Source organism: Citrobacter sp. C13, from assembly GCF_014596815.2.
Lineage (GTDB): Bacteria > Pseudomonadota > Gammaproteobacteria > Enterobacterales > Enterobacteriaceae > Citrobacter > Citrobacter portucalensis.
The window spans coordinates 3,682,163-3,700,760 of the sequence record NZ_CP115024.1; the positions used below are offsets into that span (position 1 = coordinate 3,682,163).

Below are 18,598 nucleotides of genomic sequence, written 5' to 3' on the forward strand. Positions count from 1 at the left end.
GTTAATAGCCCCGTGGTTAAAACTTATTGTCAGTGATATTAGTGTGCGCTGGAGGTCACTTGTCGACCCGCGGCGCGATCCCAGATAACTGCCAGGACCACCATCACGACTGTTGGCATCAACCACGCCAGCCCCTGCTCCGCCAGCGGTAAACGCTGGGTCCAGGCCGGTAACACGTCGCCAATTGCAGAAGCTTTAATGCCATCAAGGATACCAAAAATCAGGCTGATAAACATCGCAGGTGCAATGACGCGGGAAGAATTATGCCACCATGAGCGGGTAAAACTTAATACAACCAGTGCGATACATGGCGGATAGATAGCCGTCAGCACCGGAATAGAGATCTGAATCAGATGGCTCAGACCCAGGTTAGAAACCACCATCGAGAAGCCGCCGAGGATAAATACCAGCGTACGATAAGACAGTGGAACGTACTGGGCAAAGAACTCTGCGCAGGCGCAGGTCAGGCCAACCGCGGTGACCAGACAGGCGATGAAAATCAGCGCCGCCAGCAGGAAGCTTCCTGCACCGCCAAAGGTGTGCTGAACATACGCATGCAGAATCGCCGCGCCGTTAGCAGACTGATCGACCAGAATCGCGCTATCTGAACCCAGACGGAACAGCGCGAGATACAGCAGCGTTAAGCCCACACCCGCCATTAAACCCGCCCAAACGGTGTAACGGGTCAGCAGACGCGCTTCAGTAACACCACGCGAGCGAGCGGCGTTAACGATAACAATACCAAACACCATCGCGCCCAGCGTATCCATGGTCAGATACCCGTTCACGAAGCCATTAGAAAACGCCGCAGTTTGATAGGCTTCCATCGCATTACTGATCGGGCCTGCAGGCCAGACGATTGCAGCGACAGACAGGACCACCAGCGCCAGGATTTTCAGCGGTGCCAGGAAATTACCCACCGTATCCAGCAGTTTGCCTGGATAAAGCGAAACCAGAATGACAATCGCGAAATAGATAACACTATAGATAAACAGCGGCAGCGCAGAGTCACCAGTCAGCGGTGCAATCCCGACTTCGAAAGAGACCGTCGCGGTACGCGGGGTAGCAAATAACGGCCCAACGGCCAGATAGCAAACGGTCGCCAGCAGCAGACCAGCAACTTTACCGATAGGCGTGCTCAGTCGGTCCACACCACCGCCGACTTTCGCCAGCGCGACAACGGTAAGTACCGGCAGACCAACGGCGGTAATCAAAAAGCCAAAAGCCGCAGTCCAGACGTGTTCACCTGCCTGCAAACCAACCATTGGGGGGAAGATGATGTTACCTGCACCAACGAACAGTGCAAATGTCATAAATCCCAAAGCGATAATATCGCGCGATTTTAACTGATGGGTCATAAAGTCTTACTGCCTGTGGATGTGGTGTTGAAAATAGTAAATTTTTGCCTTTCCCTGGGGGACAATACAGCGGCATTTTTGCTCAATTCCAGCGGGAAACACTCCCGACCTGGCGCGGCGAAGAATAGTTTTTCGATTTACCGCGTAAATGCAGTCGGTATGACAGCACCTGGAGCGCAATTTAAACGCTTATAACGTTTTAAAGCAAGGTGGGATCCAAAAACCAGAACAATATAGCGATATGAAAAATAGGGTTAGCACAAAAAACCATTTCATGGAAAAAGGTATGGGTAATAATTCGAACAAAAAACAATCAAACATCGTAAAATTCAGGAGGCATCTATTGACCACATAAAAAAAACCAGCTTGCGCTGGCTTTTGGAAAGATTATCTTACGAATACGTCTTAGCCGTTACTTTTGGCAATGAAACGTTCCGGGATCACGAAACTAAATCGCGTCCCTTTGCCTGGTTCGCTTTCGATATTCAAACGGCTGTCGTGATGATGCAGCGCATGTTTCACGATAGCCAGACCCAGCCCGCTACCGCCCGTTTGCCGCGATCGCGCCTTATCCACACGATAGAAACGTTCGGTCAGACGTGGAATATGCTCGGGGGCAATGCCCGGACCGTTGTCTTCCACGCAAAACTCCGCCCCCGACGCCACATGCTGCCAGCGTACGGTAATGTGCGTTCCCGCTGGTGTGTGGTTCACCGCGTTGTACACGAGATTCGAGATAGCGCTACGCAACTGCTCCTCGTTGCCTCGCACGTTCAGGCTGTTATCGACATCAAAGGTAAACGTATGTTTATGCTGGCTCAGGGTTTGCGCTTCGTGCTCGATCACACGCAGCATCATGGGCACATCGACTTTCTCATTCAGTTGCAACGTCGGCGCAGCTTCAATTTTTGACAGCGTCAGCAGCTGTTTCACCAGGCCTTCCATACGGTACGTTTGTTCGCGCATGGTATGCAGCGCTTTTTCGCGCGTTGTCCCTTCCAGCGGATGCTCCTGCATCATTTCCAGGTAACCTTGCAGCACCGTCAGCGGTGTGCGCAGCTCATGGCTGGCGTTGGCGAAAAAGTTACGCCGTGAACCTTCCAGTTGGTGCATCTGGGTAACGTCGCGCGCCACCATCAACAATTGCTTATCGGTATAGGGCATCACGCGAATTTCCAGATGCCGTCCGGTATTGAGCACCAGATTGATTGGCCGGCTAAAATCGCGCGTTTTCAGATATTGTGTGAATTCCGGGTAGCGCAGCAGGTTAAGAATATTTTGCCCGCTATCGTCCGGCCAGCGCAGTCCCAGAACCTGCTGAGCCAGTCCGTTACACCAGAAGATACCGCCTTCTTCGGTGGTCAACACCACCGCGTCGGGTAGCGATTCCGCCCCGCTGCGAAAACGTTTAATCAGGTTACCCAGTTCTCGACGGCGCTTTTTGTTGCGAAGCTGCATTTGATGCAGCCCATATAACAGCGGCTCCCAACTGCCTCGCCCCGGCGGCGGCGTCATGCTTCTGTCGACCCATAGCCACCAGGACAAACGTAATAGATTCCAGAAATGCCAGATAAGCAGGCCCGTTACCGACGCCAGTAAAAACCAGGGCAGGTAACCGAAAAAAGCGCTAAGGATAAATGCCGGTATGCAGCACAGGATCAGCTCCAGTACCAACCTTTTCCATGACAATCGTTCTAGCAAACGTCTTACTCCATAAACGGCCTAATCCATCAGGCCCTGATTCTTGTCAGTCAGAAGCGGGTCGAAAAACGATATCCCGTCCCGCGAACCGTCTGCACCATACGATCGTGTCCGCTGTGCTCCAGCGCTTTACGTAAGCGGCGGATATGCACATCCACTGTCCGGTCTTCCACGTAGACATTGGTTCCCCAGACATGATTGAGGAGTTGTTCACGGCTGTAGACACGCTCAGGGTGAGTCATAAAGAAGTGCAACAGTTTGAATTCGGTCGGCCCCATATCCAGCGGATCCTCGCCGGTCATCACGCGATGCGAAGTGGGATCAAGACTCAGCCCCTGCATCTCAATAACCTCTTCCACCGCCATGGGGGAAATTCGACGCAGCACAGCTTTAATACGCGCCACCAGCTCCTTGGGAGAAAACGGCTTGGTAATATAGTCATCCGCACCGGTTTCCAGACCCCGGACGCGATCTTCCTCTTCTCCCCTCGCCGTCAGCATCATCACGGGTATGTCCCGTGTCATGGCTTCGCGCTTGAGATGCTTAATAAACTGTAGACCCGAGCCGCCGGGAAGCATCCAGTCAAGCAGGACGAGATCCGGCCAGGGTTCATTGAGTTGGTTCACAGCACTGTCATAGTCTTCGGCTTCTACGGGTTGAAAACCGTTTTGCTCGAGCACGAAGCAGACCATTTCACGAATTGGAGCTTCATCTTCTACGACCAGAATACGTCTCGCCATGATTTGCCCTGTTTATAATTAAATCGTTTGCCATCAATACGGTGCCATTATGCGTCAGTTTTATGACAGATTTATGAAAAGATAGCCCAGGTTTAACGCAGCCCGACGAATTATGACAGCCCGGAGACAAGATATTACCGTCCTTGAAAGGTTATAATCCCCGCCACTGTTTTATCGTCATGGAACTCTTATGCGCATCCTTCACACGTCTGACTGGCATCTGGGCCAAAATTTCTACAGCAAGAGCCGCGCCGCTGAACATCAGGCCTTTCTCGACTGGCTGCTGGAGACGGCACAATCCCAGCAGGTGGATGCCATTATTGTGGCGGGTGATATTTTTGATACCGGCTCTCCGCCAAGCTACGCCCGTGAGCTGTATAACCGTTTTGTCGTTAATTTACAGCAAACCGGCTGTCATCTGGTGGTGCTGGCAGGCAACCACGACTCCGTCGCCACGCTCAATGAATCCCGCGATATTCTGGCGTTTCTCAACACCACGGTCGTTGCCAGCGCCGGCCATGCGCCGCAGGTACTGCCGCAACGTGATGGCACGCCGGGGGCGATCCTGTGCCCGGTTCCTTTCTTACGACCACGTGACATCATTACCAGCCAAGCCGGGCTAACCGGACAAGAAAAACAGCAGCATTTGCTGGGGGCGATCACCGACTATTACCAGCAGCAGTATCAGGACGCCTGCACGCTGCGTGGCGATCGAAACCTGCCCATCATTGCGACCGGGCATTTGACCACCGTTGGCGCCAGTAAAAGTGACGCCGTACGTGACATTTATATCGGTACGCTGGACGCCTTTCCGGCGCAAAACTTTCCACCGGCGGACTACATCGCGCTGGGTCATATTCACCGGGCGCAGATTATCGGCGGCACGGAACATATTCGCTACTGCGGTTCGCCGATCGCACTCAGTTTTGACGAATGCGGCAAAAGCAAATGTGTACATCTGGTGAGCTTTGAAGCGGGGAAACTCAGCGCCGTTGAAAATCTCACCGTACCGGTCACCCAGCCGCTTGCAGTACTGAAAGGCGATTTAGCTGCCATTACCACCCAGCTTGAACAGTGGCGTAACGTACCACAAGAGCCGCCGATATGGCTGGATATTGAAATCACCACCGACGACTATCTGCATGACATGCAACGTAAGATCCAGGCCTTAACCGAAGATTTACCGGTAGAGGTGTTACTGGTGCGCCGCAGTCGGGAACAACGTGAACGTATTATGGCCAGTGAACGACGCGAAACATTAAGCGAGCTGAGCGTAACGGAAGTTTTTGACCGCCGCCTGGCGCTGGAAGAGCTCGAGGAGCCTCAGCGCGAGCGGTTGAATCAGCTGTTTAGCGCAACCTTACACTCGCTTGCCGGGGAGAGTGAAGCATGAAAATTCTCAGCCTGCGCCTGAAGAACCTCAACTCCCTGAAGGGAGAATGGAAAGTCGATTTCACGGCAGAACCTTTTGCCAGCAACGGGTTATTCGCCATCACCGGGCCAACGGGCGCGGGGAAAACCACCCTGCTGGACGCGATTTGCCTTGCGCTTTACCACGAAACGCCACGCCTGAATACCGTGTCACAGTCACAAAACGACCTGATGACCCGCGACACCGCGGAGTGTCTGGCCGAAGTTGAGTTTGAGGTGCGCGGCGAAGCCTACCGCGCATTCTGGAGCCAGAACCGGGCACGCAACCAGCCTGAGGGCAACCTGCAGGTCCCGCGCGTAGAGCTGGCCCGCTGCGCCGACGGTAAAATCCTCGCCGATAAAGTCAAAGACAAGCTGGAGATGACCGCCGAGCTTACCGGGCTGGATTACGGTCGTTTTACCCGTTCGATGCTGCTCTCTCAGGGCCAGTTTGCCGCCTTTCTTAATGCCAAACCGAAAGAGCGTGCAGAGTTGCTGGAAGAGTTAACCGGTACTGAGATCTACGGCCAAATCTCCGCCATGGTGTTTGAAAAGCACAAGTCAGCGCGTACAGAGCTGGAAAAACTGCAGGCCCAGGCCAGCGGCGTGGCGCTGTTAGCACCAGAGCAGGTGCAATCCCTGACAGAAAGTTTGCAGGTACTTACTGACGAAGAAAAACAATACCTTACCAGCCAACAAACCCAGCAACAGCACCTCAACTGGCTTATTCGGCAAAATGAGCTTCAAACGGACATAAACCGCCACCAGCAGGCATTACAGGCGGCACTTCAGGCGCAAGAAGACGCGCAGCCGCAGCTGGCAGCGCTGAGCCTGGCGCAACCAGCCAGAGCATTACGTCCACACTGGGAGCGAATCCAGGAACAAACGGCTACTATCGCGCGCACGCGCCAGAAGATTCAGGAAGTGAATGCTCGCTTACAAAGCAGCTTAGCGCTGCGCGGGCGTATTCGTCAGCAGGCGTACACGCAGTCAGCCGCTATGCTGGCCGAACAACAGACGTTAACCGACTGGCTGAACGAACATGACCGCTTCCGCTTATGGAGTAGCGAACTGGCGGGATGGAAAGCGCTGCTGGCGCAACAGTCCGACGCCAGCGCCCAGCTACGCCAGTGGCAGCAGCTGCGGGAGAACGACACACGTAAGCTCGATGCACTGGCGCTTCCTGCGCTGACCCTTTCGCCGCAGGAGGTAACGGATGCGTTGGCACAACATGTGCAGCTTCGTCCGCTACGCCAGCGGCTGAGCAATCTGCACGGGCAAATCGCCCCGAAGCAAAAGCAACTGGCACAGTTACGCGCCACGCTTGTACAGCGTCAGCAAGAGCTAACTCAGCGCAACGCGGTGCTTGCCGAAAAACGTCAGCACTATAAAGATAAAAATCAGCAACTTACCGATGTAAAAGTCATTTGCGAGCAGGAAGCCCGCATCAAAGATCTGGAAAGCCAACGGGTATTATTGCAATCCGGCATGCCTTGCCCGCTATGCGGCTCCACCGCACATCCGGCGATTGAACGCTATCAAACGCTCGAACTGAGCGTGAATCAGACGCGGCGTGAAGCGCTGGAAAAAGAGGTCAAAACACTGGCCGATGAAGGTTCCACGTTACGCGGCCAGCTTGAGGCGATCACGCAGCAACTTCAGCGGGATGAACGCGAAGCACAGACGCTTTCTCAGGAGGAGCAAGCACTTACTCAAGAGTGGCTGACCGTCACCGCCAGCCTCAACGTCACGCTACAACCGCAGGATGACATTGCCCCGTGGCTGGCCGCTCAGGAAGAGCACGAACAACAGCTTCACCAGTTGAGCCTGCGTCATACCCTGCAGGCGCAAATCGCAGCCCATACCGAGCAGATTACCCAGCTCCAGCAGCATATTGACCAGCGCCAGGCGATGCTAACCGTCGAGCTGGCCCGTCATGGTCTGGCCCTTCCGCCCGAGGATAACGTTGCCTCATGGCTAAGCGAACGGGCGAACGAAGCGCAAATGTGGCAACAGCGCCAGAATGAACTGACCGAGTTACAGACCCGGATTGCCCAGCTTGCGCCGCTGCTGGAAACGCTGCCAGAAACCGAGGCGCTTTCTGAAGACATTGAGGATTTGTCGCTGGAAAACTGGCGGCAGGTGCACGACGATTGCCTCTCTTTACAGGGACAGTGGCAAACCTTGCAACAGCAGGAGGCGCAGGACGTTCAGCGCGCCGCAGACATTCAGGCGCAGTTTGATTCCGCATTGCAGGCCAGCATCTTTGACAATCGTGACGCCTTTATTGCCGCCCTGCTGGATGAAGAGACTTTCAACCGTCTTGAGCAGTTGAAGCAATCGCTGGAAAGCCAGCAACAACAGGCGCAAACGCTGCTTAATCAGGCCCAGCAGGCGCTGACGACTCATCAACAGCAGCAACCAACCGGGGTAGATCTCTCGCTTACCGCACAACATCTACACGACGCGCTGGCGCAGCTCACCCAGCTGCTACGCGATAACACGACTCGTCAGGGCGAAATTCGCCAGCAGCTTAAGCAAGATGCTGAAAACCGCCAGCAGCAGCAGGCGCTGATGCAGGAGATTGAAAAAGTCACGCAGCAGGTCGAAGACTGGGGGTATCTGAATGCGCTGATCGGCTCGAAAGAGGGAGATAAGTTCCGCAAATTTGCCCAGGGGCTGACGCTGGATAACCTCGTCTGGCTTGCCAACAACCAGTTAACCCGTCTGCACGGTCGCTATTTGTTGCAGCGCAAGGCCAGCGAAGCGTTAGAGCTGGAAGTGGTTGATACCTGGCAGGCCGATGCGGTGCGTGACACGCGTACGCTTTCCGGCGGCGAGAGCTTCCTGGTGAGTCTGGCGCTGGCGCTGGCATTATCCGATCTGGTCAGCCACAAAACACGAATTGACTCCCTGTTCCTCGACGAAGGCTTCGGCACGCTGGACAGTGAAACGCTGGATACCGCTCTGGACGCGCTGGATGCGCTCAACGCTACCGGTAAAACCATTGGCGTCATCAGCCACGTCGAAGCAATGAAAGAACGCATTCCGGTGCAGATCAAGGTGAAAAAAATCAACGGTCTGGGCTACAGCAAACTCGACAAGATGTTTGCGGTGGAGTAATCGACCAGCGGATGTGGTGTCACAGGCCGGATAAGCGCTAGCGCCATCCGGCACTCTATGTAGCACAATATTGCATACTCAGGGACGGATATGAAATGGCATTCCACTTCGCTTATCCGCAAGCTATCGCTATTGGCGGCGAACGTTCGCCGCTATGACGCATATCCTGCGTCTTTCTTGTTGGCAGGTGGTATGAAAAAAGTCATTTTCTCTTTAGCGCTGGGAACATTTGGGCTGGGCATGGCCGAGTTTGGCATCATGGGTGTACTCACCGAACTGGCGCGGGACGTGGGAATTTCTATTCCTGCCGCTGGCCATATGATTTCGTTTTACGCCTTTGGCGTGGTGCTGGGCGCACCCATTATTGCGCTCTTTTCCAGCCGTTTTTCACTCAAGCATATTCTGCTGTTTCTGGTCACACTGTGTGTGATTGGCAACGCCATCTTCACCCTCTCCTCCTCCTATTTTATGCTGGCGGTAGGCAGGCTGGTCTCCGGCTTCCCGCATGGTGCGTTTTTTGGCGTTGGCGCAATAATCCTGTCGAAGCTCGCCCGTCCGGGAAAAGTCACCGCCGCCGTCGCGGGTATGATTTCGGGGATGACCGTTGCCAATCTGGTTGGCATTCCTTTCGGCACCTGGCTGAGTCAGGAATTTAGCTGGCGCTATACGTTCCTGCTGATTGCCGTCTTTAATATCGCCGTGATGGTCTCGGTCGCTTTTTGGGTACCCAACATCAGCGATGAAGCAAAAGGAAAACTGCGCGAACAATTTCACTTTTTGAAAAGCCCCGCCCCGTGGCTCATTTTCTCCGCCACCATGTTCGGTAACGCCGGGGTTTTCGCCTGGTTCAGCTACGTCAAACCGTACATGATGTATATCTCCGGCTTCTCCGAATCGCTGATGACCTTCATCATGATGCTGGTAGGATTAGGAATGGTGTTGGGAAATCTGCTGAGCGGTCGGCTGTCTGGTCGCTATACGCCGCTGCGCATTGCGGTGATAACCGACTTCGTGATTGTGCTGGCTCTGCTGTTGCTCTTTGCCTTTGGCGGGATCAAAGTCGCGTCGCTGACCTTCGCCTTTATTTGCTGCGCGGGCCTGTTTGCCCTGTCGGCGCCGCTGCAAATTTTACTGCTGCAAAATGCTAAAGGAGGGGAGCTGCTGGGTGCGGCTGGCGGGCAAATTGCCTTTAACCTCGGCAGCGCGATTGGCGCTTATTGCGGTGGCATGATGCTGACGCTGGGCTTTGCCTACAACTACGTGACACTGCCGGCGGCACTGCTGTCGTTTTCTGCGATGTCGTCACTGTTGCTGTACGGTCGCCTGAAGCGCGCAGTCCCCCAGATGACACACGCTGCCGGATAGCATCTGCGCTACCCGGCTACGCGAACATTACTCCTGCGGCCACAGCCAGGCCGCACCGCGTACACCGCTGGAATCCCCGTGTAGCGCCTTGCGTAGAGGCGTTTCGCACTCGCCACCAAAGACAAACTGCTTAATCAACGTCGGAACGTTTTGATACAGTCGGTCGACATTGCTCATTCCGCCACCCAGCACAATGACGTCCGGATCGAGAATATTCACCACATGAGCCAGTGATTTCGCCAGACGACGCTCATAGCGGCTCAACGCTTGCTCCGCAAGAGCATCCTGCGCATTAACAAGGCTGATAATTTCATTACCTTTGAGCTTCTTACCGCTCAGACGCTGGTAGTCGGTGGCAAAACCGGTCCCGGAAATGAAGGTTTCAATGCAGCCTTGCTTGCCACAATAACAGGGGACTTCCTGTCGAAAACGCAGCTCATCTTCGTCCATCCACGGCAGCGGATTATGCCCCCACTCCCCTGCGGTACCGTTGCCGCCGGTGTGCGCCCGACCATTCAGTGCCACGCCTGCGCCACATCCAGTGCCGATAATCACCGCAAACACGGTTTGCGCCCCCGCCGCCGCACCATCCACCGCTTCTGAAACCGCCAGGCAGTTGGCATCGTTTGCCAGCCGCACTTCGCGATTCAGGCGCGAACTCAGGTCTTTGTCAAAAGGTTGCCCGTTAAGCCAGGTCGAGTTGGCATTCTTTACCACCCCGGTGTAGGGCGAGATTGAACCTGGAATGCCCATTCCCACGGTTCCCGTCTGCCCGGTGGCGTTTTCCGCCATCTCCACCAGCGTGGCGATGGTTTCTATCGTTTGCCGATAATCATCACGCGGCGTGGGCAGGCGATGGCGAAAAAGCTGCTCGCCCGCATCGCCAAGCGCAATAACTTCCGTTTTCGTACCGCCCAAATCGATACCTATACGCACTGTTTGCTCCTCTTCCCGATTAACAATGCAAGCATAGCGACAATTCGCTATCATGCCCGCTGGATTTAACGACAAGGCCGTGGAAATTATCATGCTGTGGTTCAAAAATTTAATGGTTTACCGTCTTAGCCGCGATGTTTCTTTGCGAGCCGAAGAGATGGAAAAACAGCTGGCATCAATGACGTTCACCCCTTGCGGTAGCCAGGATATGGCAAAAATGGGCTGGGTTCCGCCGATGGGATCGCACAGCGATGCATTAACGCATACCGCCAATGGCCAAATTATTATCTGCGCCCGCAAAGAAGAAAAAATTCTGCCGTCGCCGGTTATCAAACAGGCGCTGGAAGCCAAAATATTCAAACTGGAAGCTGAGCAAGGTCGCAAACTTAAGAAGACCGAAAAAGACTCGCTGAAAGATGAAGTTCTGCACTCATTGCTGCCGCGCGCCTTTAGCCGCTTTAGCCAGACAATGATGTGGATCGATACCGTCAACGATCTGATCATGGTTGATTGTGCGAGCGCGAAAAAAGCCGAAGATACGCTGGCGCTGCTGCGTAAGAGTCTCGGTTCGCTGCCGGTCGTTCCGTTGACGATGGAAAACCCTATTGAGCTGACGCTGACCGAATGGGTTCGCTCCGGCACCACGGCGCAGGGCTTCCAACTGCTGGATGAAGCTGAACTGAAAGCGATCCTTGAAGACGGCGGTGTGATCCGCGCGAAAAAGCAGGATCTGGTCTGCGACGAAATCGCCGTGCATATCGAAGCGGGCAAACTGGTCACCAAGCTGGCCCTCGACTGGCAGCAGCGCATTCAGTTCGTTATGTGTGACGACGGCTCCATTAAGCGCCTGAAGTTCAGCGACGAGCTGCGCGATCAGAATGAAGATATCGACCGCGAAGATTATGCTCAGCGTTTTGATGCCGATTTCATCCTGATGACAGGTGAACTGGCGGCGCTGATTAAAAGTCTGGTGGAAGGATTAGGCGGCGAAGCGCAACGTTAAGCCGTGTTTAGCGAATGGCGACTCAATATCGCCATTCGTCATTTTTACGCTTACAGGTAACGGCAAAGATAGGATGTTGGCTCTGCTACCTGCAGATGAAACTCGCTGTTGCCCGGTACGTTAAACACGTCTCCTGCGGCATACACTTTCCACTCGGTTTCCCCTGGCAGCAGCACGTTCAGTGCGCCACTAACTACCGTCATCTCTTCAGGCGCCGCAGTACCAAAGGTATATTCACCTTCAGCCATCACACCTACACTGGCGCGGCCAGTACTGCTGCTGGTAAAACCGATCGATTTTACTTTGCCGGAAAAGTATTCATTACTTTGAAGCATACAACTGGCCCTATCTCGTGATTAAGTTAGGAACCAATATAGGGGGCTGACGTTCCACCTGTCACGCAAAATTACGCCAGCAATTCCGAAGCCAGTCGAGCAATCAACACATTGGACAACAGAACCGGGACATCCAGCGACTTTTGCAGTAAATCACGATGACGTTGATGAAACCCCAGGCAGTCCAGCATAAGAACATCAGCACCTTGCTCAAGGAGATATTTCCCGGCATCAATCAGCTGTTGTTCGGAACCTTCTACTGGATTCGCCACGGCGTACACTGGCGGAGTTTGTAACACCTGCCACTTTTGTGTCTGGGCTTTGAGCAATTCAGCAACAGGTACAATGACCCCAACCTGATGCCCTTCGACAATTGAAGCCACTAACGGGGGAATAATGCGTATGGGTTCCAACAAGATACTATTGCGGGCGGTCAGACGGGTGATTGAGGCGGTACTCATCAGCAGGATCACATCAAATCCCTGATTATCGAGAACCTCCACAATGCTTTGCAGCGAGCGTTCCACTTTCTGACGTGAGACATGAGCAAGTTGGTGGTCGCTAAGCAGTGTTAATAACAGCTCGTCACCGGGTGAAGCCCCGTACTCGGCCATCACATCTTCTCGCTGCATCTGCCCCAGCAGACTGTGGTGAGTAATGTGCTGTTCATCAATATATTCCGTCAGGAGCGGTAACATCTCACACATCGGCACAACGCCAATCGTGAGGATAGCCAACGACGTACTCATTTGTTGCTCCACCGTCTTCTTACTTTGCTGTGAAATCCCGGACACGTGCCGGGCGCTGACCTGTGCTACAAATGCTCAAAAGCGTAGCAGTAGATCGGCGGTGTATTGTGTAAAGATTCCAGATCATTCCAGTACTGGATTGTTATTGTTTAATTTTCAATTTTTACTGTATACGGCGAAATTTAAAAAAATGTGATGCACGCCCGGACTGGCACTTTTAAGACTCGTGCCAGGTCGGTCTTCATATCAGGTTTTATCGGGGTCTTCGTAGCGTTTTTTCGCATCCATCGCTTCCTGAGCCGAAGGATGCTCACTGATCAACGAATTCGGTTTAGGGTGATCGGCACGAAGTTGATACCAGGTTACCGTCTGGCCTGGCGTCCCTTTTTCAACCGTAACAATGGTCGCTTGACGTGGGTAAGGTGGTTGTGTCGGCATAGTTCTTCCTTTTCACTGGATGAACATTAAGTATAGACACCGCCCTGCAACCGTGGCGCTGCCTGCGCCAGTATCCCAAGAATGTCTTCCACCACCTGCGCAGGCGCATTGGTGGCATCAACGATATAGTGCGCGGCTTCGCGATACAAAACATCGCGCTGGGCGAGCACTTCCTGCACTTCTTCAGTCAACGGCTTGCCGGTTAAGGTCGGTCGTAATCCTTCTTCAGGCGTGGCCTCCAGACGATCAACCAGTACCGATACCGGTGCGCTTAAATAGATAACCACGCCGTGGCTGCGCATGTAGTGGCGATTAAATTCGGTAAGAATGATACCGCCGCCGGTCGCAACAACCGTTGCTGGAGCGGTGACGGCCTGCAGAGCGGTCGTTTCCTGGGCACGAAACCCTTCCCATCCTTCTCTTTCGACGATTTCCGCCACGGTCATTTGCACGTGCGATTGCAACCAGCGATCGGTATCAACGAACTGGAAATCAATAGCCTTTGCCAGCGCCATACCGGTTGTTGTCTTACCACACCCCCGGGGGCCAACAAGAAAAAGAGGTTGCGTCATCACAGAATTTCCCCAGAGAGCCGCCAACAAGCGGGATCTGATGCGGTTAAAAATATAATCATATCATCAAACTAGTACATCGCCAAAACCGTAAAGAAAAAATTACATAAAGAATGGCGTGATGAGTTAACCCTTACTATAACAAGAATTCACAACGAATAAAGTGTAAATAATAAATTACACACTCTATTTTCTACGCTGAACTTCCAGCCACCACTTATCCAGTTCAGCCGCAAAATGCTGTCTGTCGCGGGGCGAAAGGCTGTCCGGCCCTCCGGTCTGAATACCGCTGGCGCGTAGCGTATCCATAAAATCACGCATCATCAGACGCTCGCGGATCGTGGCTTCGGTATAACGTTCGCCACGCGGGTTAAGCGCCGCCGCACCCTTTTCAATCACTTCAGCCGCCAGCGGAATATCTGCCGTTATCACTAAATCACCGGCGCTGCACTGACGCACAATCTCGTTATCAGCCACGTCAAAGCCCGCAGGCACACGTAATGTGCTGATGAAACGCGAAGGCGGGACGCGCAGGCTTTGATTGGCCACTAAAACAAGCGGCATTTGCATGCGCTCAGAGGCGCGGTACAAAATGTCTTTAATCACATTCGGACACGCATCGGCATCCACCCATATTGTCATAACTTCTCCCCACTGGTGTGCTGTCGCACATTGTCGCGTGCTTTTACTTTCAGGCAAAGTGCTGTTTCTCCTTCTGAACATATTCATTCCGCGCTAAGCTTAGCTTTCCCAGATTTACCCTAAATAATTCGAGTTGCAGGCAGGCGGCAAAAGAGTGAGTCGCGATGAGCTTACTCTGGTAAGTGATTCGGGTGAGCGAACGCAGCCAACGCACATGCAACTTGAAGTATGACGGGTATAAAACAATGAATATCATCCATAGGGAGTGACAAGATGGACAAGAAAATTGGTTTTATCGGCTGCGGTAATATGGGCAAAGCCATTCTTGGCGGCATGATCGCCAGCGGTCAGGTTCTCCCCGGACAAATCTGGGTCTACACCCCTTCCCCCGATAAGGTCGCCGCACTACACGACCAGTACGGCATAAATGCGGCGCAGTCTGCACAAGAAGTCGCGCAGATCGCTGATATTGTTTTTGGGGCCGTAAAGCCAGGCATTATGATTAAGGTGCTGAGCGAAATTACCTCCAGCCTGAACAAAGACTCCCTTGTCGTTTCGATTGCCGCGGGCGTCACCCTCGATCAGCTCGCTCGCGCGCTGGGTCATGACCGTAAAATCATTCGCGCGATGCCAAACACGCCATCGCTGGTGAACGCCGGAATGACCTCCGTCACGCCAAACGCCTTAGTCACGCCGGAAGATACGGCCGACGTGCTCAATATCTTCCGCTGCTTTGGCGAAGCTGAAGTCATTGCGGAGGCAATGATTCATCCGGTCGTTGGCGTCAGCGGTTCAGCACCGGCCTATGTATTTATGTTTATCGAAGCGATGGCAGATGCCGCCGTTCAGGGGGGGATGCCCCGCGCGCAGGCTTATAAATTTGCAGCACAAGCGGTAATGGGTTCGGCGAAGATGGTGCTGGAAACGGGTAAACATCCAGGCGAATTAAAGGATATGGTGTGCTCGCCGGGTGGAACCACCATTGAGGCGGTACGCGTCCTGGAAGAACGCGGTTTCCGTTCATCGGTGATTGAAGCGATGATTAAGTGCATGGAGCAGTCGGAAAAACTCAGCCGCTCCTGAGTTAACACCGCCGGACGTCAGGCCGCCGCTTCAGTGCGGTTACGTCCGGAATTCTTTGCTTTGTAGAGAGCCATATCTGCTGATTTTAACCATTCTCGATAGTGTTCAGTTTCAGATGTCAGCGGCGCAACGCCCACGCTAATGCGCAGGTCAACCTGCGGCGCGCAGGATAAACGCAGTTGGGTAAGCCGTTCGTGAACACGTGACATCGCTGCAATCGCGCTGCTCGCTGACGTGCCACACATGATTACCGCAAACTCGTCACCGCCAAAGCGACCAATCACATCGCTACCACGTAAGGTCATCTGTAACTGGCGGGTCAGTGCCACAATAGCCTGATCCCCGACGTCATGACCCCAGGTATCATTGATACTCTTAAAATGGTCGATATCGATGATAAGGAGCGTGGCGTCACGCTGATGGCGGCGGCAATTATCAAATTCATTTCGCAGCAACAGCTCCCAATGACGTCGGTTATACACCCCGGTCATGCCATCTCGCGTACTCATCACCTGTAAGCGACGTTTATGTTCTGCCAGCCTGATAAGCGTCTTATAACTCACCCAGGCAAACAGCAACGGGTAAACCACTAACACCGGCAGCGACAGCAGCACGCCCAGTTGCGTACTGCTAAAAGCTACGGGGATATCCGTTAACTGTAACGTCACCAGGCAGGAAACCACCATCAACACGGCGCCCGCGATGAAGACACGCATCCCCCCTGCGCCCATCAGGTTGATACAGATAATCATCAACAGCGCCGTGGATGGCAGCAAGTTTATCCCCATAATCCCCATCCACATCCCGGCGAGGATGGCATCGGCTTTTAAGTTGGTATATTCGCTATGTAGTGGATCGATAGCTTTACTTGCCAATTGCCATGCCAGATGCGGCCAGACAAACGCCCATCCCACCAGCAAAAGCCACCAGCCTCCGGTTATTGGCTGAGAAACTAATACCGACGCGATAGGGAAAAACATTCCCCCCAGTCCCACCGCTCGCGGCAGCCTGATTCGTCGGGCAAATCGCAGACCGGAACGTTGGTGGTCATTTTGATGAAGCAATATAAATGCTTCATTCGGGACGACCTTCTTTTGATAAAAGTTTTCATCATTCATCGTATTTGGGAATATTCTGAAACAAATTTCCCAAATTATAGGAAGGGGTCTGGTGGCGGAAGTATGATATTTCGGGTGAGCGATTTTACCTGCTCACCCGGAAGTGCTAAGCAGATTTTTTCAGGCAAGCGCTCATAAACTTATTACGATCATCGCCTTTCAGCGACTGTTCCGTCGCCTTGACGTTGCATTCACGCATTTTCTGCTGCTGCGGCGTCAGACTCTTTTCCTCAGGCGCAGATTTACTGTTTTTCAGGCAATCACTCATGTAGGTCTTACGCGCATCCCCTTTTAAGGTCTGCGCCGTTGCCTGCTGATTGCAGGTGGTCATACGCTGTTGTTGCGGGGTTAACGTCTTCTCGGCAGCACCGACTGTAGTTAAAAAAATAAGGCCAAAGAGTAACGTCATTAATAATGTAATTTTCATAGCACCATCCTTTTCTGAACGACACACAGGTAAGTTTGGCTGCTAACGATAAAAATACCACCCAACGGCAAAAGTATTGCCGTCGGGTGTCAGCTTATTTCAGTCCTAACGCCGCTTTCATGGTGTAAAACAGATCGGTTTGATCGGTCAGGCCAACCACATTCGCCGCATGAGGGCCATAGGCTGCAATACGCAGTTGGCTGCCGGTGTGCTCCTGGGACTCTTCTTCAGAGTTGCCATAGCTAATGACCATCACCGCGCCATCTTTGGTGTTCAGCGCTTGCGTTAAACCGGGTGCTTTGGTATCCGGTGCGACGATCTGACTGGCATGCGCGTGGTCAGCGGTTACCACAACCAGGGTGTTGCCATCTTTCTTAGCAAAAGCAAGAGCACGCTGCACCGCTTCATCCAGATCGACCGTTTCACCAATTTGTCCACACGGGTTAGCGGCATGATCTTGTTTGTCGATTGACGCGCCTTCTACTTGCAGGAAGAAACCTTTCTCATTCTTGCTTAACAGCTCAATCGCTTTATCCGTCATCTGCGCCAGCGTTGGCACGCTGTCGTTACGTTTTGGATTTGGCGTACAGGTCACTACCGGCTTATCCAGATTCCCGTGATAAGACGCTTTCGGCCCTTCCCAACGCACTGGCATATTACCGTCTGAGAACAGACCCAACAGCGGTTTATCCTGATTCGCTTCGGTAATCGCCGCCAACGTCGCGGCATCGCTCACCATTTGATAACCGCGAGCCTGTGCTTGCTCACGCAGCGTTTTACCCTGCCACTCACCTGCCGTAGCGGTTTCAGTAAATGTTTTTGCTCCGCCGCCTAACGTAACATCCGCACGGGCATTCAATAATTGTTCGGTAATCGACCCTTTACCGCCTTTTTCCAGCGCGTTCGTCGGGCATTTTTCAGCCGTCACGCTCGGGCCATAGCATTTACGCGAAGTGACATGGGCAACCAGTGCGGCCGGGGTGGCATCCTGCAATTCAGCCGTGGAAACGTTGCCTGTCGCCAGACCTGCCGCTTTGGCCATTTCCAGAATAGTGGCGTGATCTTTTTCACGAATATCAACGCCCAGAGCACCATTGTAAGTTTTAACGCCGGTCGTCCACGCCGTCGCGGATGCTGCTGAATCTGTCACATAATCAGGTTTCCCTGTTTTCTTATCCAACGCATAATGCGTGTATTGCCCGGTCAGCGGTAAAGCATCAATACCTTTAAAAAAGCCGCCCGCGCCTTCAGCATAATTTCGCGCTGCCGTTATTTCGGAATCGCCCATCCCATCGCCAATCAGCAAAATAATATTTTTGGCTGGTTTATCGTTCAGGGATTCGCGCAGAGCCGCCGTTTGATCGGCAGACAATCGGCGAGCGCCACCCGGCGTGGTGATATCACCTTGAGCGGCACGATTATCCATAACCGCTACAGTAGATGTTTCTGCATTAATAACCGGGGTAAACAGCAAAGGTAACAGGGCAATAGCGAGTGCGCTTTGTTTCACTTTATATTCTCCATGTATAAATACGGTAAAATTAAAACAAAGCGACTATAAGTATTTGATATGACACTTTTATGATAATTTGTGGGTG

17 protein-coding genes are annotated in these 18,598 nt (G+C 53.2%); 5 read left to right on the forward strand and 12 right to left on the reverse strand.

Features of this window, described 5'->3' with window-relative positions:
- Positions 1 to 38: 38 nt before the first annotated feature.
- From brnQ to phoB, 3 genes are all read right to left on the reverse strand, one after another.
- On the reverse strand, positions 39 to 1,358 hold the full coding sequence (brnQ, locus tag IB222_RS17705; protein WP_003021501.1) for a branched-chain amino acid transporter carrier protein BrnQ: 1,320 nt from the start codon (positions 1,356 to 1,358) through the stop codon (positions 39 to 41).
- A 405-nt stretch (positions 1,359 to 1,763) separates the two neighbouring features.
- On the reverse strand, positions 1,764 to 3,059 hold the full coding sequence (gene phoR, locus IB222_RS17710) for a phosphate regulon sensor histidine kinase PhoR (RefSeq protein WP_149384050.1): 1,296 nt from the start codon (positions 3,057 to 3,059) through the stop codon (positions 1,764 to 1,766).
- 50 nt (positions 3,060 to 3,109) lie between these two features.
- Positions 3,110 to 3,799, reverse strand: coding sequence for a phosphate response regulator transcription factor PhoB (phoB, locus tag IB222_RS17715; RefSeq protein WP_003021496.1), 690 nt, complete (start codon positions 3,797 to 3,799; stop codon positions 3,110 to 3,112).
- Between the two features lie 190 nt (positions 3,800 to 3,989).
- Between phoB and sbcD the strand changes: the two genes are divergently transcribed.
- The 3 genes from sbcD (at position 3,990) to araJ (ending at position 9,697) form a co-directional block, all read left to right on the forward strand.
- Positions 3,990 to 5,192, forward strand: coding sequence for an exonuclease subunit SbcD (gene sbcD / locus IB222_RS17720; RefSeq protein WP_148362353.1), 1,203 nt, complete (start codon positions 3,990 to 3,992; stop codon positions 5,190 to 5,192).
- Positions 5,189 to 8,332, forward strand: coding sequence for an exonuclease subunit SbcC (sbcC, locus tag IB222_RS17725; RefSeq protein WP_149384049.1), 3,144 nt, complete (start codon positions 5,189 to 5,191; stop codon positions 8,330 to 8,332). The genes sbcD and sbcC overlap by 4 nt, the downstream gene beginning before the upstream one ends.
- Positions 8,333 to 8,524: 192 nt before the next feature.
- Positions 8,525 to 9,697: an MFS transporter AraJ gene (gene araJ / locus IB222_RS17730; protein ID WP_148362692.1), complete on the forward strand. Its 1,173-nt coding sequence runs from the start codon at positions 8,525 to 8,527 to the stop codon at positions 9,695 to 9,697.
- 27 nt (positions 9,698 to 9,724) lie between these two features.
- Here araJ and mak read toward each other — a convergent pair whose 3' ends face one another.
- Positions 9,725 to 10,633: a fructokinase gene (gene mak / locus IB222_RS17735; RefSeq protein WP_063941294.1), complete on the reverse strand. Its 909-nt coding sequence runs from the start codon at positions 10,631 to 10,633 to the stop codon at positions 9,725 to 9,727.
- Positions 10,634 to 10,724: 91 nt separating this feature from the next.
- On the opposite strand from mak, the gene rdgC reads away from it, so the two are divergent.
- Positions 10,725 to 11,636: a recombination-associated protein RdgC gene (rdgC, locus tag IB222_RS17740; RefSeq protein ID WP_003021479.1), complete on the forward strand. Its 912-nt coding sequence runs from the start codon at positions 10,725 to 10,727 to the stop codon at positions 11,634 to 11,636.
- 50 nt (positions 11,637 to 11,686) lie between these two features.
- Here rdgC and ppnP read toward each other — a convergent pair whose 3' ends face one another.
- From ppnP to IB222_RS17765, 5 genes are all read right to left on the reverse strand, one after another.
- Entirely contained in the window at positions 11,687 to 11,971 is a 285-nt protein-coding gene (gene ppnP / locus IB222_RS17745) for a pyrimidine/purine nucleoside phosphorylase (protein ID WP_003021477.1), read from the reverse strand.
- A 71-nt stretch (positions 11,972 to 12,042) separates the two neighbouring features.
- Positions 12,043 to 12,720 carry an AroM family protein gene (locus IB222_RS17750; RefSeq protein ID WP_003830963.1) on the reverse strand — a complete coding sequence of 226 codons (678 nt, stop codon included), beginning with the start codon at positions 12,718 to 12,720 and terminating at the stop codon, positions 12,043 to 12,045.
- Between the two features lie 246 nt (positions 12,721 to 12,966).
- The gene (yaiA, locus tag IB222_RS17755) at positions 12,967 to 13,158 is read right to left on the reverse strand and encodes a protein YaiA (RefSeq protein ID WP_003021472.1); all 192 of its coding nucleotides are present in this window, start codon (positions 13,156 to 13,158) and stop codon (positions 12,967 to 12,969) included.
- Positions 13,159 to 13,184: 26 nt separating this feature from the next.
- On the reverse strand, positions 13,185 to 13,730 hold the full coding sequence (gene aroL / locus IB222_RS17760) for a shikimate kinase AroL (RefSeq protein ID WP_003836009.1): 546 nt from the start codon (positions 13,728 to 13,730) through the stop codon (positions 13,185 to 13,187).
- A 186-nt stretch (positions 13,731 to 13,916) separates the two neighbouring features.
- Positions 13,917 to 14,372: a YaiI/YqxD family protein gene (locus IB222_RS17765; protein WP_008783909.1), complete on the reverse strand. Its 456-nt coding sequence runs from the start codon at positions 14,370 to 14,372 to the stop codon at positions 13,917 to 13,919.
- 273 nt (positions 14,373 to 14,645) lie between these two features.
- On the opposite strand from IB222_RS17765, the gene proC reads away from it, so the two are divergent.
- Entirely contained in the window at positions 14,646 to 15,455 is an 810-nt protein-coding gene (gene proC / locus IB222_RS17770; protein ID WP_003021462.1) for a pyrroline-5-carboxylate reductase, read from the forward strand.
- Between the two features lie 17 nt (positions 15,456 to 15,472).
- Here proC and adrA read toward each other — a convergent pair whose 3' ends face one another.
- From adrA to phoA, 3 genes are all read right to left on the reverse strand, one after another.
- Positions 15,473 to 16,588, reverse strand: coding sequence for a diguanylate cyclase AdrA (adrA, locus tag IB222_RS17775; RefSeq protein ID WP_126319065.1), 1,116 nt, complete (start codon positions 16,586 to 16,588; stop codon positions 15,473 to 15,475).
- A gap of 91 nt (positions 16,589 to 16,679) precedes the next feature.
- Positions 16,680 to 17,000, reverse strand: a complete 321-nt coding sequence (psiF, locus tag IB222_RS17780) for a phosphate starvation-inducible protein PsiF (RefSeq protein WP_003830956.1) — start codon at positions 16,998 to 17,000, stop codon at positions 16,680 to 16,682.
- Positions 17,001 to 17,094: 94 nt separating this feature from the next.
- The gene (gene phoA, locus IB222_RS17785; protein ID WP_003830955.1) at positions 17,095 to 18,510 is read right to left on the reverse strand and encodes an alkaline phosphatase; all 1,416 of its coding nucleotides are present in this window, start codon (positions 18,508 to 18,510) and stop codon (positions 17,095 to 17,097) included.
- Between the last annotated feature and the right edge of the window lie 88 nt (positions 18,511 to 18,598).

Bases quoted from the DNA above. Each gene is read 5' to 3' on its own strand.
- brnQ (WP_003021501.1), bottom strand. From the start codon at position 1,358: ATGACCCATCAGTTAAAATCGCGCGATATTATCGCTTTGGGATTTATG.
- phoB (WP_003021496.1), bottom strand. From the start codon at position 3,799: ATGGCGAGACGTATTCTGGTCGTAGAAGATGAAGCTCCAATTCGTGAA.
- sbcD (WP_148362353.1), top strand. From the start codon at position 3,990: ATGCGCATCCTTCACACGTCTGACTGGCATCTGGGCCAAAATTTCTAC.
- sbcC (WP_149384049.1), top strand. From the start codon at position 5,189: ATGAAAATTCTCAGCCTGCGCCTGAAGAACCTCAACTCCCTGAAGGGA.
- araJ (WP_148362692.1), top strand. From the start codon at position 8,525: ATGAAAAAAGTCATTTTCTCTTTAGCGCTGGGAACATTTGGGCTGGGC.
- rdgC (WP_003021479.1), top strand. From the start codon at position 10,725: ATGCTGTGGTTCAAAAATTTAATGGTTTACCGTCTTAGCCGCGATGTT.
- ppnP (WP_003021477.1), bottom strand. From the start codon at position 11,971: ATGCTTCAAAGTAATGAATACTTTTCCGGCAAAGTAAAATCGATCGGT.
- IB222_RS17750 (WP_003830963.1), bottom strand. From the start codon at position 12,720: ATGAGTACGTCGTTGGCTATCCTCACGATTGGCGTTGTGCCGATGTGT.
- yaiA (WP_003021472.1), bottom strand. From the start codon at position 13,158: ATGCCGACACAACCACCTTACCCACGTCAAGCGACCATTGTTACGGTT.
- aroL (WP_003836009.1), bottom strand. From the start codon at position 13,730: ATGACGCAACCTCTTTTTCTTGTTGGCCCCCGGGGGTGTGGTAAGACA.
- IB222_RS17765 (WP_008783909.1), bottom strand. From the start codon at position 14,372: ATGACAATATGGGTGGATGCCGATGCGTGTCCGAATGTGATTAAAGAC.
- proC (WP_003021462.1), top strand. From the start codon at position 14,646: ATGGACAAGAAAATTGGTTTTATCGGCTGCGGTAATATGGGCAAAGCC.
- psiF (WP_003830956.1), bottom strand. From the start codon at position 17,000: ATGAAAATTACATTATTAATGACGTTACTCTTTGGCCTTATTTTTTTA.